The 15757-nt window shown below is 63.7% G+C and carries 14 protein-coding genes; 7 read left to right on the top strand and 7 right to left on the bottom strand.

Annotated elements, in window-relative coordinates:
- Positions 1-64: 64 nt before the first annotated feature.
- The 5 genes from NKI35_RS23980 to tpiA all read right to left on the bottom strand — a co-directional run bounded on the left by NKI35_RS23980 (position 65) and on the right by tpiA (position 5202).
- Positions 65-610 carry a DUF1697 domain-containing protein gene (locus NKI35_RS23980; protein WP_352741615.1) on the bottom strand — a complete coding sequence of 182 codons (546 nt, stop codon included), beginning with the start codon at positions 608-610 and terminating at the stop codon, positions 65-67.
- Positions 611-634: 24 nt separating this feature from the next.
- Positions 635-2272 carry a CTP synthase gene (gene pyrG / locus NKI35_RS23975; RefSeq protein ID WP_081725397.1) on the bottom strand — a complete coding sequence of 546 codons (1638 nt, stop codon included), beginning with the start codon at positions 2270-2272 and terminating at the stop codon, positions 635-637.
- A gap of 154 nt (positions 2273-2426) precedes the next feature.
- A complete protein-coding gene (locus NKI35_RS23970; protein WP_352741614.1) occupies positions 2427-3545 on the bottom strand; it encodes a L,D-transpeptidase in 1119 nt (372 codons plus the stop codon).
- Positions 3546-3746: 201 nt separating this feature from the next.
- Positions 3747-4250 carry a preprotein translocase subunit SecG gene (secG, locus tag NKI35_RS23965; protein WP_023715810.1) on the bottom strand — a complete coding sequence of 168 codons (504 nt, stop codon included), beginning with the start codon at positions 4248-4250 and terminating at the stop codon, positions 3747-3749.
- Positions 4251-4431: 181 nt separating this feature from the next.
- Complete coding sequence (tpiA, locus tag NKI35_RS23960) at positions 4432-5202, bottom strand: triose-phosphate isomerase (protein ID WP_023671052.1); 771 nt, start codon at positions 5200-5202, stop codon at positions 4432-4434.
- 147 nt (positions 5203-5349) lie between these two features.
- Here tpiA and NKI35_RS23955 point away from each other — a divergent pair, with 147 nt between their 5' ends.
- The 5 genes from NKI35_RS23955 to NKI35_RS23935 are packed head-to-tail and all read left to right on the top strand — an operon-like array spanning position 5350 to position 10793.
- Complete coding sequence (locus tag NKI35_RS23955; RefSeq protein WP_352670557.1) at positions 5350-7245, top strand: peptidyl-prolyl cis-trans isomerase; 1896 nt, start codon at positions 5350-5352, stop codon at positions 7243-7245.
- A 31-nt stretch (positions 7246-7276) separates the two neighbouring features.
- Positions 7277-8287, top strand: coding sequence for an anthranilate phosphoribosyltransferase (gene trpD / locus NKI35_RS23950; protein ID WP_352741613.1), 1011 nt, complete (start codon positions 7277-7279; stop codon positions 8285-8287).
- Positions 8288-8290: 3 nt separating this feature from the next.
- On the top strand, positions 8291-9103 hold the full coding sequence (gene trpC, locus NKI35_RS23945; RefSeq protein ID WP_023750454.1) for an indole-3-glycerol phosphate synthase TrpC: 813 nt from the start codon (positions 8291-8293) through the stop codon (positions 9101-9103).
- A gap of 2 nt (positions 9104-9105) precedes the next feature.
- Positions 9106-9588 (top strand): cyclic pyranopterin monophosphate synthase MoaC, encoded by a 483-nt coding sequence (moaC, locus tag NKI35_RS23940; RefSeq protein WP_023726639.1) that lies wholly within the window; start codon positions 9106-9108, stop codon positions 9586-9588.
- Positions 9588-10793, top strand: coding sequence for a molybdopterin molybdotransferase MoeA (locus NKI35_RS23935; protein WP_023726640.1), 1206 nt, complete (start codon positions 9588-9590; stop codon positions 10791-10793). The genes moaC and NKI35_RS23935 overlap by 1 nt, the downstream gene beginning before the upstream one ends.
- Before the next feature lie 44 nt (positions 10794-10837).
- On the opposite strand, the gene NKI35_RS23930 is transcribed toward NKI35_RS23935, so the two are convergent.
- Positions 10838-11668 (bottom strand): hormone-sensitive lipase, encoded by an 831-nt coding sequence (locus tag NKI35_RS23930; RefSeq protein ID WP_023736581.1) that lies wholly within the window; start codon positions 11666-11668, stop codon positions 10838-10840.
- Between the two features lie 166 nt (positions 11669-11834).
- On the opposite strand from NKI35_RS23930, the gene NKI35_RS23925 reads away from it, so the two are divergent.
- Positions 11835-13460: an AMP-binding protein gene (locus NKI35_RS23925; protein WP_023671045.1), complete on the top strand. Its 1626-nt coding sequence runs from the start codon at positions 11835-11837 to the stop codon at positions 13458-13460.
- Positions 13457-14293, top strand: coding sequence for a tryptophan 2,3-dioxygenase (gene kynA / locus NKI35_RS23920; RefSeq protein ID WP_031196583.1), 837 nt, complete (start codon positions 13457-13459; stop codon positions 14291-14293). Before NKI35_RS23925 ends, kynA begins: the two co-directional genes overlap by 4 nt.
- Positions 14294-14398: 105 nt before the next feature.
- On the opposite strand, the gene kynU is transcribed toward kynA, so the two are convergent.
- Positions 14399-15646 (bottom strand): kynureninase, encoded by a 1248-nt coding sequence (kynU, locus tag NKI35_RS23915; RefSeq protein WP_023754862.1) that lies wholly within the window; start codon positions 15644-15646, stop codon positions 14399-14401.
- Positions 15647-15757: the final 111 nt, after the last annotated feature.

Here is a 15757-nt window from a genome sequence, read left to right as displayed (position 1 = left end):
TCAGTAGTCAGTAGTCAGTAGGGAATAGTATAACCCCTACTCCCTACTCCCTACTCCCTACTCCCTACTCCCTACTCCCTACTATCTCAGCCAACCTCCGCACCGTGTTCCAGTTGCGTGCGGTGCCGATGCCCATGCGCTTGTGGTTCATGGCAGCGAGCAGCCGCGAGCTTGGCCGCTCGCGCGAAAAGACGACCCAGATGTCGCCATCGACCGAAGCCACCTTCTCGTCCTCGGCGGCATAGGCCTGGAGCGCGGCCACACCATCCGCTGGCGCTGGCTTGCGCATCACCCGCACAGCCACCTGATCGCCTGCCTCGGCAGAGTCGGCCGGGAATGGGTTGCCGGCGGCAAGTTTCAGCCAATCCTCGGCAGTGCGCACGATGATGACGACGTTGCGGCCGAAGGTTTTTTCGAAGGCCGTTTCCAGCCGCTGTTCCAGCTTGGCGATGCCGGTCGCCCGTGTCTCGAAGACCAGATTGCCGGTCGCCACCAGGGTGCGCGGGTTCTTCAGCCCAAGCTGTTCAGCCATCGCCTTGAGGTCGGCCATGACGACCCGGCGGCCTTCGCCGAGGATAATGCTGTAGAGCAGCGCAACATAGGTCTGCATCAGCTGCGAAACCTCACCGTGGCCCTAGACCAGTCGCGACTGGTCCACCGCGGCCGAGATGAAGCTGGCGAACAGGGGATGCGGCTCAAGCGGCCGGCTCTTCAGCTCCGGATGGTACTGGACGCCGATGAACCAGGGATGGTCGGGGTATTCGACCGTTTCCGGCAGCACGCCGTCGGGCGACATGCCGGCAAACACCAGGCCGCAATCTTCCAGCCGCTCCTTGTAGTCGATATTGACCTCGTAGCGGTGGCGATGGCGCTCGGAAATCTGGGTGTCGCCATAGATGTCGGCGATCTTCGAACCCTTGGCGAGTTCAGCCTGATAGGCGCCAAGCCGCATGGTGCCGCCGAGATCGCCCGTTTCGCGGCGCTTCTCCAGCATGTTGCCTTTCAGCCATTCGGTCATCAGGCCGACGACCGGCTCGTCGGTCGGACCGAATTCGGTCGACGAGGCGTGTTCGACGCCGGCCAGCGAGCGCGCCGCCTCGATGCAGGCCATCTGCATGCCGAAGCAGATGCCGAAATACGGCACCTTGCGCTCGCGGGCGAATTTCGCCGCCAGGATCTTGCCTTCCGAGCCGCGCTCGCCGAAGCCGCCGGGCACCAGGATGCCGTGCACCTTTTCCAGCCACGGCGTGGGGTCTTCCTTCTCGAAAATCTCGCTCTCGATCCAGTCGAGCTTGACCTTGACGCGGTTGGCCATGCCGCCATGCGACAAAGCCTCGATCAGCGATTTGTAGGCATCCTTGAGGCCGGTGTATTTGCCGACAATGGCAATCGTCACCTCGCCTTCCGGATTGTGGATGCGGTTGGACACGGCCTGCCAGGGCTCCATACGTGGCTTCGGCGCCGGATCGATACCGAAGGCGGCCAGCACTTCCGAATCGAGCCCTTCCTTGTGGTAAGCCATCGGCACGTCATAGATGTGGGGCACGTCGAGCGCCTGGATGACGGCACTTTCGCGCACATTGCAGAACAGCGACAGTTTTCTGCGCTCTTCCTTGGGGATGGCGCGGTCGGCGCGGACCAGCAGGATATCGGGCGCGATGCCGATGCCGCGCAGTTCCTTGACCGAATGCTGGGTCGGCTTGGTCTTCAACTCGCCGGCCGTGGGGATGTAAGGCATCAAGGTCAGGTGGACATAGACGGCGTTGTTGCGCGGCAGATCGTTGCCGAGCTGGCGGATAGCCTCGAGAAACGGCATCGCCTCGATATCGCCAACCGTACCGCCGATCTCGCACAGCACGAAATCATAGTCGTCATTGCCGTCGAGCACGAAATTCTTGATCTCATCGGTGACATGCGGAATGACCTGCACGGTGGCGCCGAGATAGTCGCCGCGCCGTTCGCGCTCGATGATGTTCTTGTAGATGCGGCCGGTGGTGATGTTGTCCTGCTGGTTGGCCGAGCGGCCGGTGAAGCGCTCGTAATGGCCAAGATCGAGATCGGTCTCGGCGCCGTCATCGGTGACGAAAACCTCGCCATGCTGGTAAGGCGACATCGTTCCGGGATCGACATTGAGATAGGGATCGAGCTTTTTGATGCGTGCGCGATAGCCTCGCGCCTGCAAGAGAGCCCCAAGGGCCGCTGCAGCGATGCCTTTTCCAAGTGAGGAAACCACGCCGCCTGTGATGAATACATATCGCGCCATGGGAGTCATCGCTTAACGCGGCCGAATTGATTCCGCCAGAGAAAAAACCGCCGCTGAGGCTTTTTCCAGAGAAGGCGCGATAGTCCCGAGGTTCGAGACTGGTGTTTTGGTCAAAACAAAAGGGCCGGCAAAAGCCGGCCCTTTCGGCAGGTTTGTGAAAGCGTCAGATGATGACGACCTTGGTGCCGACCTTGACGCGGCTGTAGAGGTCCATGACGTGCTCGTTGATCATGCGGAAGCAGCCATTGGAGGCGCTGGTTCCGATCGACTGCGGCGCGATGGTGCCGTGGATGCGCAGATGCGTGTCCTTCTTGCCGTCGTAGAGATAGATGGCGCGGGCGCCTAGCGGGTTCTGGCCGCCGCCGGGCATGCCGTCCTTGTACTGGCCATAATGCTTGGGTTCTCGCTTCTGCATGTCGAGCGTCGGGATCCAGCGCGGCCATTCCTGCTTGTCGCCAACGGCAACCTTGCCCTTGAACTGCAGGCCTTCGCGGCCGACCGCGATCGCATAGCGGCGGGCGGTGAAAGCCGATTCGACGAGGTAGAGGCGGCGCGCGCTGGTATCGATGACGATCGTACCCGGCTCATAGCCGCTGAATTCGACGTCCTGCGGCACGAATTCCGGCTTCACCTTGAACTGCTTCTTGGCTTGCCGCTTGGCGAGAGCCTGGTCGAGCGCGCGCGTTTCGGGGAGATAGGCAACCGACGAGGCAGAGGACGTGCCGCCGAACAGGCCGGCGAACAGTCCGCCACTCGTCGGCTTCTGGCCCGGGGCCTCGCTGCGCAATTCGCCATTGTTGCCGGTCAGCGCGATATTCATCGCTTCGGCCGGAAGCGGTTCAGCCGATTCGATCGGCTCGATCGGCGCGATCGGGTCAACCGGAGCGATGATCTTGGTGGTCTTCTTGCCTGGCTTGGCGTCGGCAACCACGACCGGCTTGCCCTTGCTGGCCAGGAACGCCTGGCGCTGGGCATCGGCCCTGGCTTTCGCCGCATCGCGCATCGCCAGCTTGCGGGCCTCGAGCGCCTTGACGCGGGCGAGATCCCTGTCGGCGGCGATCTTGTCTTCGAGCTTGCTGATCTGAGCCAGATCATCCGGGCTCGGGTTTTTCTTCTTCTTGAGAAGCTTCAGCTGCGTCGCATCGCTCTTGGCGGCGACGTTGATGACAGCGGTTTTGCCAACCGCCTGCGGTGAGGTCATTGCCGGAGTGCCGGCGAAGGCCGCGGAGCTCATGCCGAATACGGCACAAAACCCCATGAAAATGAAGCTGCGAAGCTGCATGGCGAAGATCCGATCGTTCAATGCTTGTTGCCCACGGCGTCGCCCGGCGCCCCCCAAGGGCGCAGAAAGTGCCGCCGGCAATCTATAATCGAAGTGGCGTACGGGCCTCAAGCACGGGGTGCGGTCGAATCTTCGTGATCGTGTGCCATTTGCCGCGACTGTGTTGAAACAACAACAGATCGCGGCATCTGACCGTACCGACTACTGGTTCGGAACCTGCGGCGTGACCGGCAAGGTAACGCCATTGGTAGCCGGCGGCGCAGCCGAATCGTCGGTTGCAGGTGGCGTCGCCGGAGATGGAGCCGTCGCCGGGGCTGTGGTGGCGGGAGCCGTCGCGGGCGGCGTCGTGGCGGCGCCGTTGGCCGCGGGCGCGGCCGGTGCGGTGTTGCCCGAAGGCGGCGTCGGCGCCGTCGTGCCGGGCAACTGATTGAGCACGCCGTTGCCGCTGTCGGCCGGCACGCGGTCGAGAATGTCGATCGGTTTTTCGCCATAGCGGGCAACGATCGAGAGTGTCAGCGACGTCACGAAGAAGGCCGCGGCCAGGATCGCCGTCGCCCGCGTCAGCGCATTGGCGGCGCCACGCGCGGTCATGAAACCGGAACCGCCGCCAATGCCGAGACCACCGCCTTCGGAGCGTTGCAGCAGCACGACGCCGACAAGGGCGAGCACGACCATGAGGTGGATGACGATCAGTACGGTTTCCATATTTTATCCTGGCAAGCCCTGCCGCTCCCTGGCGATCAGGGCCGGTGATTTGGAGGCGGCTCCATACAATGCTTTAACGGCATTTCCAAGCCCGTGGCCGGAATATGGGAAGCAATGCGCCCTTTGCAACGATTTCCGCCGAACTGCTGCGTTCATAAGTCGATGACCGAAATTCCGGGGCCTACGCGATATTCTGGTATGCCTCGGCGATGGCGAGAAAGTCGGACGCCTTCAGGCTGGCGCCGCCAACCAGCGCGCCATCGACGTTTTTGACGCCCAGCAGTTCGACAGCGTTGGACGCCTTGACCGAGCCGCCATAGAGGATGCGCATCTTGCCGGCCACGGCTGCGCCGAGCGCTTCCGCCAGTTTTTGGCGGATATGTGCGTGCGCCTCCGCCACGTCTTCGGCGGTCGGCGTCAGGCCGGTGCCGATAGCCCATACCGGCTCGTAGGCGATAACGGTGTTGGCGGGCGTTGCGCTCGGTGGCACCGAGCCGGCGACCTGCCGCGATAATACGTCGAGTGCTGTGCCCGCTTCGCGCTCGGCCTTGGTCTCGCCGATGCAGATGATGGCGACGAGCCCTGCCCGCCACGCCGCCGAGGCCTTGGCGAGGACGATGGCATCGTCCTCGCTGCGCTGTTCGCGGCACTCGGAATGGCCGACAATGACGTGGCTGGCGCCCGCATCCTTCAGCATCTCGGCTGAGACACAGCCGGTGAAGGCGCCGCTTTCCTTGATGTGGCAGTCCTCGCCACCGGCCCGCACCGGCGTGCGCGACAGGATTTCGACGGCGCGCGACAGCAAGGTCGCCGGCACGCAGACCAATGCTTCGGTCTCTGCGTCGAGCCCGCTCATGAAGCCGTTGCCGATCATCCTGAGCTCGTTCAGCGAAGCGCTGGTGCCGTTCATTTTCCAGTTGCCGGCAACGAGCGGTCGAATTCCTGGCGTCATGGGGATCTGGTTCTCCGGGCGACATTGGGGTCTCGCCCTCCCTATCAAAATCAGGCCACAAAGCAATCGACAGTGAGCCGGAAGGGCGCTATTGCGCTTGTTTCAGACTCGGGCGCACGCAAAACTGCGCAAAAATCGGAAGTAACAATGCTTGGTATATTGAGAAGCGCGGCAGGGACCTGGGTCGCGAAAGCCCTGCTGTCGCTGCTGGTGTTGAGTTTCCTTGCCTGGGGCGTCACCACGCGGATGACGGGCGGCTTCCTGGCTGGCCATCATGCGGTGATCACCGCCGGCAGTACCACCGTCTCGATCACCGAGTACCGCCTCGCCTATGATCGCCAGATCGCTATGCTGCAGCAGCAGATCGGCCAACGCATCAGCCGCGACCAGGCCAAGGCCTATGGCATCGACAACCAGGTGCTGGCTCAGTTGGTGTCCGGCGCCGTCCTCGACGAACAGGCGCGCAAGCTCGGGCTTGGCTTCTCCAAGGACAGGCTGGCCGAACTGACGCGGCAGGAACCCGCCTTCCAGGGCCCGAATGGCCAGTTCGACCGCCGGCTGTTCGAATCCCGGCTGCGCGAACTGGGAATGCGGCCGGAGGATTATCTGAAGAACCGGGCTCAGGTGGCGGTGCGCCAGCAGATCGTCGAAGCGGTTTCGGACGGGCTCAAGGCTCCGGATACCTTCTTCAAGGCAGTTGCGCTCTATCGCGGCGAAGACCGCACCATCGACTATCTGATCTTGCCAAAGGCGTTGGTGGAGCCGATCGAGGCGCCATCCGACAGCGTGCTTCAGGCTTATTTCGAGGCCAACAAGAAAACCTACGCGGCGCCAGAATACCGCAAATTCTCCTATGTCCGGCTCGAGCCCGAAGACATCATGGATGTCAGCGCCGTGACCGACCAGCAGGTCAGCGACGACTACAACAAGAACAAGGGCCGCTACACCACGCCGGAAATGCGCACCATCGAACAGCTGGTGTTCCCTTCCGCGGACGCCGCCAAGGCGGCATCCGATTCGCTGAAGACGGGCGCCACTTTCGACAAGATCGTCACCGCGCAGGGCAAGACCCCGGCCGACACGCTGCTCGGCACGCTCTCCAAGGATAAGATCACCGACAAGGCGGTCGCCGATGCCGCATTCGCGCTTGCCGTCAACGAAGTCAGCCCGGTCGTCCAGGGCGCGTTCGGTCCGGTGCTTTTGCGCGTCACCGAGATCAAACCGGAAACGGTGAAGCCGCTGGCGGAAGTGTCAGACCAGATCCGAAAGGATCTGGCGCTCGGCGAAGCAAGCCGCATCCTGCTCGACGTGCACGACAATTACGAAGACACCCGCGCCGCCGGCAGCACGCTGGCCGAAGCCGCCGCCAAACTGAAGCTCAAGGACGTCACCGTCGAGGCCATAGACCGCACCGGCCTCAAGCCGGACGGCACCATCATCAAGGACCTGCCGGCATCGGCGGACCTGATCAAGGCGGTGTTCGAAGCCGAGCCCAACACCGAGAATCAAGCCCTGACCACGCCTAACAACGGCTTCGTGTTCTATGAACTGACATCGATCACGCCGGCTCGCGACCGCACGCTGGACGAAGTCCGCCAGCGCGTGGTGGCGGACTGGACGACAGAGGAAACGACCAAGCGGCTGACCGCGAAAGCAGACGAACTCGACAAGCGCCTCAAGGCTGGCACCACACTCGACGTCATCGCCGGCGAACTGAAGCTTGAAAAGCAGACCAAGCGCGGCGTGAAGCGCGAGGCCGACGATGTCGATTTCGGCAAGGAGGGTGCTGCTGCGATGTTCGGCGTCGGCGAAGGCGGCACCGGGCTGATCCCCTCGCCCACCGGCGACGGCCAGATCCTGTTCAAGGTCGCCGAAGTGTTCGAGCCGGCCGGAGCCGACGCCAGCTCGGTACCCGACGATGCGCAAAAATCCTTCACGCAAGGCATGTCCGACGATCTGCTCGACCAGTTGGTGGCGCAGTTGCAGACGCAGTACGCCGTCAGCGTCGACCAGGCCGCCGTTGCCCAAGCCCTCGCCCAATGAATGGCCCTAGCCCAATGAACGTCTTGGCCCAATGAGCGCCCTAAAGACCCATATCGCCAAGGTCGCCACGGGAACCGGGCTTACCTTCGACGAAGCGCGCGAAGCTTTCGACATCATCATGTCTGGCGACGCGACGCCGGGCCAGATCGGCGGCTTCCTGATGGCCTTGCGTGTGCGCGGTGAGACGGTGAGCGAGATTTCCGGCGCCGTCGCCACCATGCGTGCCAAGATGCTGCGCGTCGAAGCTCCTGAGGGCGCCATCGACATTGTCGGCACGGGCGGCGACAATTCGCATTCAGTCAACATCTCGACCGCTTCGGCCTTCGTCATTGCCGGCTGCGGCGTGCCGGTCGCCAAGCACGGCAATCGCGGCCTGTCGTCGCTGACGGGCGCTGCCGATGTGCTGGTCGCGCTCGGCGTCAAGATCGATATCCTGCCAGAGGTGATCGGCCGCTGCATCCAGGAGGCCGGCGTCGGCTTCATGTTCGCGCCGGCGCACCACCCTGCGATGAAGCATGTCGGCCCGACCCGCGTCGAGCTCGGCACGCGCACCATCTTCAACCTGCTCGGACCGCTGTCCAATCCGGCCGGCGTCAGCAGGCAGATGGTCGGCGTGTTCCTGCCTGAATGGATCGTGCCGGTGGCCGAGACATTGAAGGCGCTGGGCACCGAGCATGCCTGGGTCGTCCATGGCGACGGCTATGACGAAATCACCACCACCGGCGAAACGCAGGTGGCGGAACTGGCCGGCGGCGAGATCCGCCATTTCACGCTCACCCCGGAAGCCGTCGGCCTGCAGCGCCACACCAAGGACGAGTTGCGCGGCGGCGACGCCGCCTACAACGCCAAGGCGTTGCGCGACATGCTGGGCGGTGCTGCCGGCGCCTATCGCGATACGGTGCTGATGAATGCCGGCGCCGGCATGGTGGTAGCCGGCAAGGCGACGACGCTTGCCGACGGCATGGCCGCGGCCACACAGGCCATCGACAGCGGCCGGGCGCTGGGCGTGCTCGACAGGCTGGTCGAGATTTCGAACGGATGAGCCGTGGCTGACATTCTGCGCAAGATCGAGGCCTACAAACGCGACGAGATCGCGGCGGCGAAGGCGCGGATACCGTTGGCCGAGATCAAGGCGCGAGCCAAGGATGCCGACGCACCGCGTGGCTTTCTGAGGGCGCTTGAGGCGAAGCGCAGATCGGGCAGCTTCGGCCTGATCGCCGAGATCAAAAAGGCTAGCCCTTCCAAAGGCTTGATCCGTGCCGATTTCGACCCGCCCGCACTGGCGCAGGCCTATGAGAAAGGCGGTGCCGCCTGTCTTTCGGTGCTGACCGATGCGCCATCCTTCCAGGGCGCGCCGGAATTTCTCACCAATGCGCGCAACGCCGTCGCCCTGCCCGCGCTGCGCAAGGATTTCCTGTTCGACCCTTACCAGGTTTACGAGGCTCGCGCCTGGGGCGCTGATGCCATCCTGATCATCATGGCCAGCGTCGATGATGCCTTGGCCAGCGAATTGGAAGCGACCGCATTCGAACTCGGCATGGATGCGCTGATCGAGGTGCATGACGAGGCCGAGACGCAGCGCGCGGTAAAACTGTCGTCGCAGCTGATCGGCATCAACAACCGCAATCTCAGAACATTCGAGACCAGCCTCGAAACCTCGGAACGGCTGGCGTCGATGGTGCCGGGCGGCCGATTGCTGGTCAGCGAGAGCGGCATTTTCACCCACGACGATTGCTTCAGGATGCAAAAGACCGGCATCAGCACCTTCCTCGTCGGCGAGAGCCTGATGCGGCAAGAGGATGTCGCTGCGGCAACGCGGCTGCTTTTGACAGGCAAGGCGAAGGCAGAGGTAGCCTGACAATGGCAGCCGCCCTCACCCATCTCGGCGCCAAGGGCGAGGCCAACATGGTCGATGTCGGCGACAAGGCGGAGACGACGCGCACGGCGGTCGCCGAGGGCTTTGTGTCGATGCGGGCCGAAACCCTGAAGATGATCCTCGACGGCGACGCCAAGAAGGGCGATGTGCTGGGTACCGCGCGCATTGCCGGCATCATGGCGGCCAAGAAGACGCATGAGCTGATCCCGCTCTGCCATCCGCTGCTTTTGACCAAGGTGTCGGTCGACATCGAACCGGACACCACGCTGCCCGGCCTCAGGGTCACCGCGCTTGCCCGCGTCACCGGCAAGACCGGGGTCGAGATGGAGGCGCTGACCGCGGCGTCGGTGGCGTGCCTGACCATCTACGACATGGCCAAGGCGGTCGACCGTGCCATGGTGATTTCCGGCATCAGGCTGGTGGAAAAGACCGGCGGCAAGTCCGGCGACTACAGGGCGGGTTCGTAATGGCGCTGGTTCCGGTCGCCGAGGCGCTTCAACGCCTCCTCGACGGCGCTGTGGCGTTGCCCGGTGAAAGCGTCGCGCTGGCGGATGCGGCCGGCCGGGTGCTGGCGGAGCCGGTCGTGGCGCTGCGTACCCAGCCGCCTTTCAATGCATCTGCCATGGACGGCTATGCCGCACGGGCGCAGGATGTGGCGACCCTCCCCGCGAGGCTTTCGGTGATCGGCACGGCGCCTGCAGGGCGCGGCTTTGACGGCGCTGTCGGCAAGGCGGAAGCCGTGCGCATCTTCACCGGCGCGCCGCTGCCTGAAGGCGCAGACACCATCGTCATCCAGGAAAATGTTCGCGATCTCGGCGGTGGCCGGATCGAGGTCACCGAACCGACGGCGAAGAACCGCAACATCCGCCGCCTTGGACTGGATTTTGCCCAAGGCGACGTGCTGCTGGAGAAAGGCCGCGTGCTCGATCCGGCTGCATTGTCGCTGGCGGCGTCGGCCAATCATCCCCGGTTGAACGTGGTGCAACGGCCGCTGGTCGCCATCATCGCCACCGGCGACGAATTGCTGCCACCGGGCAGCGAACCTGGCCCCGCCCAGATCATCTCGTCCAACGCCTATGGCGTCGCTGCTGTGGCGCAGTCGGTCGGCGCTCGCGCGCTCGATCTCGGTATAGCGGCCGATCGCAAGGAAGCGATCGCGGCGCTGGTGAAAAAGGCGGTCGATGCGAAAGCCGACGTCATCGTCACGCTCGGCGGCGCCTCGGTCGGCGACCATGATCTCGTTCATGACGTGCTGACCGGCGAAGGCATGAACCTCGACTTCTGGAAGCTCGCCATGCGCCCGGGCAAGCCGCTGATGTTCGGGCGGCTGGGCGATATCAGGTGCATCGGCCTGCCCGGCAATCCGGTGGCGAGCCTGGTCTGCTCGCAATTGTTCCTGAAGCCGCTATTGGCGCAGCTCGGCGGCCGTCCCCACCGGCAGGACATCCGCCAGGCTCAGCTTGGCGCCTCGATGCCGGCCAATGATCTAAGGCAAGACTATGTGCGCGCCGTGGTCCGGGAAGAAGCCGGCGCATTGGTGGCGACGCCGTTTGGCATCCAGGATTCCTCGATGCTGAGAATGCTGGCCGACGCCAACGGCCTGATCGTGCGCGAGCCCTTCGCTCCGGCGGCAGAAGCAGGCGCTGCTTGCAGCATTCTGATGTTGCGCTGAGGTCGCGGATCCAAACCGTTAATTCCAAGAGACAAGACTGGTTGTTACTCCGCCAGCAATGTCCGCGTCAGCGGATGTGTCGGATCGGCAAGCCCGTCGACGATGCTGAAATGATGCCGGTCCGGCTCGACCACTGTGCTGGTCGTGGCGCCGAGGCCGATCCAGATGTTGGCAAGCAGCGCATTCTGGCGCAGGAACTCCGCCCGCTCACCGCCGCCGGCCCAGCAGGTGATGCGTGCGCCATCCATCGGGCGCAGCAGCGCCGGGCTTTCGGCCAGTGCTTCCGCTTCATCGATGGCCAGTGTCCCATTCATCCCGGTGCGCATGATTGGCCGCAGGTCATGGACGCCGGAGATCGAGACGACATTGCGAACGCGGCCCGCCACATCGGCGGCCAGGGGTGTCGTTGTCGTCACCATCCTGGAGGCGAGATGGCCGCCGGCGGAATGCCCGGTCAGCATCACCGGCCCGCCGACCATCGTCGCCGCCTTGCCGATCGCCGCCGCGATTTCCCTGACGATGCCGGAAATGCGTATGTCGGGACAAAGCGTGTAAGTCGGCATTGCCACGGCAAAGCCATTGGCAACCGCGCCGTTGGCCAGATGCGACCATGGCTTGTTGTCGAACGCCTTCCAGTAACCGCCATGGATGAAGACGACGAGCCCTTTGGGCATGACATCGGGAAGGAACAGATCGAGCCTGTTGCGCGGGCTGTCGCCATAGGCGATGTCGAGCTTGGCCCGACCGGACGCCGACATTGTGTCGCGAAAAGCCTGTGCCGGTGTGTCCCACGCGGCCGGCCAGCGATTGCTGCCGGCAATGTTGTCGCCGTTGGCGTAGGCATTGTCCCAATCGGCAACACGATGTTGGAGCATCTGCATCCCTCCCGGATGGCTTCAGTTCAGTCGACAGGAATGGCCGCCGAACAGGGCGGCGTCAATCCTGCGACCTAAAAACATTTTAGGCTTGAAACAAATTTCGACTGGTGCGATCCTGCGCCTTGTTCAGCCATGGGCGCGAGGCAGACAGGGGCAGCCGAAAATGCTTGGGCCATCAGCGCATATCGACACATTCACGCGCGACAACCTGCCGCCGCCGGAGCAATGGCCGGAGTTTTTGCTCGACGGCTTCGACTATCCCGACCACATAAATGCCGGCGTCGAATTGACCGACAGGCTGGTCGAAAAAGGGTTCGGCGACCACACCGCGCTGATCGGCAATGGCCGCCGCCGCACCTACAAGGAACTGTCCGACTGGACCAACAGGCTCGCCCATGCCCTGGTCGAGAATTATGGCGTCAAGCCGGGCAACCGGGTGCTGATCCGCTCGGCCAACAACCCGGCCATGGTCGCCTGTTGGCTGGCCGCCACCAAGGTTGGCGCGGTGGTCGTCAACACCATGCCGATGCTGCGCGCCGGCGAACTCGCCAAGATCGTCGACAAGGCGGAAATCACGGTTGCGCTTTGCGATACAAGGCTGATGGACGAGATGACCGCCTGCGCCAAGGGCAGTGCGTATCTCAAGCAGGTCATTGGCTTCGACGGCACGGCCAACCATGACGCGGAACTCGACCGCGCCGCCCTCGACAAGCCGGTCACCTTCACTGCCGTCAACACCGGCCGCGACGATGTCGCCCTGCTCGGCTTCACCTCCGGCACCACCGGCGTGCCGAAGGCGACGATGCATTTCCACCGCGACCTGCTGATCGTCGCCGACGCCTATGCCCGCGAAATCCTGGAGGTGACGCCCGACGACATCTTCGTCGGCTCCCCGCCCCTTGCCTTTACCTTCGGTCTTGGCGGGCTCGCCATCTTCCCGCTGCGTTTCGGCGCCGCGGCGACGCTGCTGGAACAGGCGACGCCACCCAACATGATCCACATCATCGAGACCTACAAAGCGACCATTTCCTTCACCGCTCCAACCGCCTATCGGGCCATGCTCAAGGCCATGGATCAAGGCGCTGACTTGTCCTCGCTGCGCGTCGCGGTTTCGGCGGGCGAGACGCTGCCGGCGCCTGTCTTCGAGGAATGGACTGAGAAGACCGGCAAGCCGATCCTCGATGGGATCGGCGCCACCGAGATGCTGCATATCTTCATCTCCAACCGCTTCGACGACATGAAGCCGGCCTCCACCGGCAAACCCGTCGGCGGCTATCAGGCACGCATCGTCGATGACGAGATGCGGGAGTTGCCGCGCGGCTCTACTGGCCGGCTGGCGGTGCGCGGCCCGACCGGCTGCCGCTACATGGCCGATGCCAGGCAAAAGGACTATGTCCGCGACGGCTGGAATCTCACCGGCGATACGTTCACGCAGGACGAGGATGGCTTCTTCCACTTCGCCGCGCGTTCCGACGACATGATCGTCAGCGCCGGCTACAACATCGCCGGCCCCGAGGTCGAAGCGGCGCTGCTCTCGCATCCCGACGTCGCCGAATGCGCGGTGACCGGCGCCGAGGACGGTGAACGCGGCCAGATCGTCGAGGCGCATATCGTGCTTGTGCAAGGTGTTTCGCCGGACGCATTGACCGTCAAACGCCTGCAGGACCACGTCAAGGCAACGATCGCGCCCTACAAATATCCGCGTTCGGTGAAGTTCATCGACGCCTTGCCCAAAACCCAGACCGGCAAGATCCAGCGCTTCCGGTTGCGCGCGGAGAAGAGCAATTGATTAAGCCGCACGATCCGGCGTCCGATGGCGCGCAGATGTCGTTCAAGGAGCGGATGTCCTACAGCGACTATCTGCAGCTGGACAAGGTGCTCGATGCGCAGGCGCCGCTGTCTTCGGCCCATGACGAGATGCTGTTCATCATCCAGCATCAGACATCGGAATTGTGGATGAAGCTCGCTTTACACGAGATCGGCGCCGCGATCCGCTCTATCCGCGCCGACCGCCTCGAACCGAGCTTCAAGATGCTGTCTCGCGTCGCGCGCATCTTCGAGCAGCTCAACAATGCCTGGGACGTGCTGCGCACGATGACGCCAAGCGAATACACCGAGTTTCGCGACGCGCTCGGCCAATCCTCGGGCTTCCAGTCGTGGCAGTACCGCGCCATCGAGTTCATGGCCGGCAACCGCAACCTAGCCATGCTCGGGCCGCACAAGCACCGGCGCGATCTTACGGACAGGCTGGAAGCGATCCTGGCCACGCCGTCGCTGTACGACGAGGCGCTTCTGCTTTTGGCGCGCAATGGCTTCGACATCGGCGCCGATGCCGGGCGCACGGACTGGCGCGAGACGCGCGGTGAGAACGAAGACGTGCTGGCTGCCTGGCAAACCGTCTACCGCGACCCGCAGCGCTACTGGATGCTCTACGAACTGGCCGAGAAGCTGGTCGACTTCGAGGATTACTTCCGCCGCTGGCGCTTCAACCACGTCACAACGGTCGAGCGCATCATCGGCTTGAAGCGCGGCACCGGCGGCACCTCAGGCGCCTCCTATCTGAAGAAGATGCTGGAGGTCGTGCTGTTTCCGGAGCTCTGGACGGTCCGCACCCGGCTCTAGAGCATTTCACCGTTTAACGGAAACGGCGAAATGCTCTAGCTCTTTGATTGACGCAATTTCGGACGGAAAACCGCTTCACACTTTTCCTGAAATTGCTCTGGTTTCTCACGTAACCGCGGTCTTCACCGCGAAGCGGGCGTCCTGCCAGGCGCCGGTGCGCAGAATATCCTCCAGGACTTCGACCGCCTGCCAGACATCGCCATATCCGACATAGAGCGGCGTGAAGCCGAAACGGATGGTCGACGGCGCCCGGAAATCGCCGATCACGCCGCGCTCGATCAGCGCCCGCATCACCTGATAGCCATGCGGGTGGAGGAACGACACCTGGCTGCCGCGCTGGCTGCCGTCGCGAGGACTTTCCAGTTCAAGCCGGTAGGCGCCGCATCTGGCTTCGACGAGCTGGATAAACAGGTTGGTCAGCGCGATGCTTTTTCTGCGCACCGCCGCCATGTCGACGTCGTTCCAGATATCGAGCGCGCCCTTGAGCGCCCGCATCGACAGCACCGGCTGCGTTCCGCACAGGAAGCGGCGGATGCCGCTGCCGACGGCAAAGCCCTGCTCGAAGGCAAAGGGCCGCGCATGGCCCCACCAGCCGCTGAGCGGCTGGCTGATATCACCATGGTGGCGCTCGGCCGCGTAGATGAAGGCCGGCGAGCCCGGGCCGCCATTGAGGTATTTGTAGGTGCAGCCGACGGCGAAATCGGCATTGGCACGGTCAAGTTCGACCGGCAAGGCGCCGGCCGTGTGGCAGAGATCCCAGATGATCAGCGCGCCGGCGTCATGTGCCTTGCGCGTCAGCGCCGCCATGTCGCGCAACTGGCCGGATTTGTAGTTGACGTGGTTGACCAGGATGACGGCAACGCTGTCGTCGATCAGCTCCTCGATTGCGGCCGCGTCGACGCCCTCCAGCCGCAGCCGCGTTCCCGGCCGGGTCGAGGCGACGCCTTCGGCCATGTAGAGGTCGGTCGGGAAACTGTCGCCCTCGGCAACGATGACCGACCGATCCGGCCGCATGCCGAGCGCTGCGTGCAGCAGCTTGTAGATGTTGATCGAGGTTGTGTCGCAGACCACCGTCTGCCCATCAGCCGCGCCGATCAGTCGCCCGAGCTGATCTCCGAGTTCCACCGGCATGTTGAACCAGCCGGCGGTGTTCCAGGCGCGAATGAGGTCGTGCGCCCATTCCTGCGTGGCGGCCTGCTGCAGTTCGCTGAAGACGACCGCTGACGCGGCGCCCAGGGAATTGCCGTCGAGATAAATCACGCCTTGCGGCAAGACAAAGCGTTCACGCATGGAGCGCAGCGGATCGGCGGCATCCATTGCTTCGATTGTAGCGAGATCGGGTGTCGTGCTCATGATCCGGCGCCCCTCCATGGACAAACGCGCGCGGCGGAGCCTGCCGCCCAAACATGCCGGCGATCTTGAGTGGTCGCCCTTGAACTGTCAAACATTATATATAATTCACCC

It is taken from the genome of Mesorhizobium sp. M0676, from assembly GCF_040320535.1.
Taxonomy (GTDB): Bacteria; Pseudomonadota; Alphaproteobacteria; order Rhizobiales; family Rhizobiaceae; genus Mesorhizobium.
The sequence above is the reverse complement of the archived record's forward strand: the minus strand, read 5'-3'. Positions and strand labels throughout refer to the sequence as shown.

Excerpts from the sequence above, each read along its gene's own strand:
- NKI35_RS23925 (WP_023671045.1), top strand. The coding sequence starts at position 11,835 with ATGCTTGGGCCATCAGCGCATATCGACACATTCACGCGCGACAACCTG.
- NKI35_RS23970 (WP_352741614.1), bottom strand. The coding sequence starts at position 3,545 with ATGCAGCTTCGCAGCTTCATTTTCATGGGGTTTTGTGCCGTATTCGGC.
- moaC (WP_023726639.1), top strand. The coding sequence starts at position 9,106 with ATGGCAGCCGCCCTCACCCATCTCGGCGCCAAGGGCGAGGCCAACATG.
- NKI35_RS23935 (WP_023726640.1), top strand. The coding sequence starts at position 9,588 with ATGGCGCTGGTTCCGGTCGCCGAGGCGCTTCAACGCCTCCTCGACGGC.
- kynU (WP_023754862.1), bottom strand. The coding sequence starts at position 15,646 with ATGAGCACGACACCCGATCTCGCTACAATCGAAGCAATGGATGCCGCC.
- pyrG (WP_081725397.1), bottom strand. The coding sequence starts at position 2,272 with ATGACTCCCATGGCGCGATATGTATTCATCACAGGCGGCGTGGTTTCC.
- trpD (WP_352741613.1), top strand. The coding sequence starts at position 7,277 with ATGAGCGCCCTAAAGACCCATATCGCCAAGGTCGCCACGGGAACCGGG.
- NKI35_RS23980 (WP_352741615.1), bottom strand. The coding sequence starts at position 610 with ATGCAGACCTATGTTGCGCTGCTCTACAGCATTATCCTCGGCGAAGGC.
- tpiA (WP_023671052.1), bottom strand. The coding sequence starts at position 5,202 with ATGACGCCAGGAATTCGACCGCTCGTTGCCGGCAACTGGAAAATGAAC.
- secG (WP_023715810.1), bottom strand. The coding sequence starts at position 4,250 with ATGGAAACCGTACTGATCGTCATCCACCTCATGGTCGTGCTCGCCCTT.
- NKI35_RS23955 (WP_352670557.1), top strand. The coding sequence starts at position 5,350 with ATGCTTGGTATATTGAGAAGCGCGGCAGGGACCTGGGTCGCGAAAGCC.
- NKI35_RS23930 (WP_023736581.1), bottom strand. The coding sequence starts at position 11,668 with ATGCTCCAACATCGTGTTGCCGATTGGGACAATGCCTACGCCAACGGC.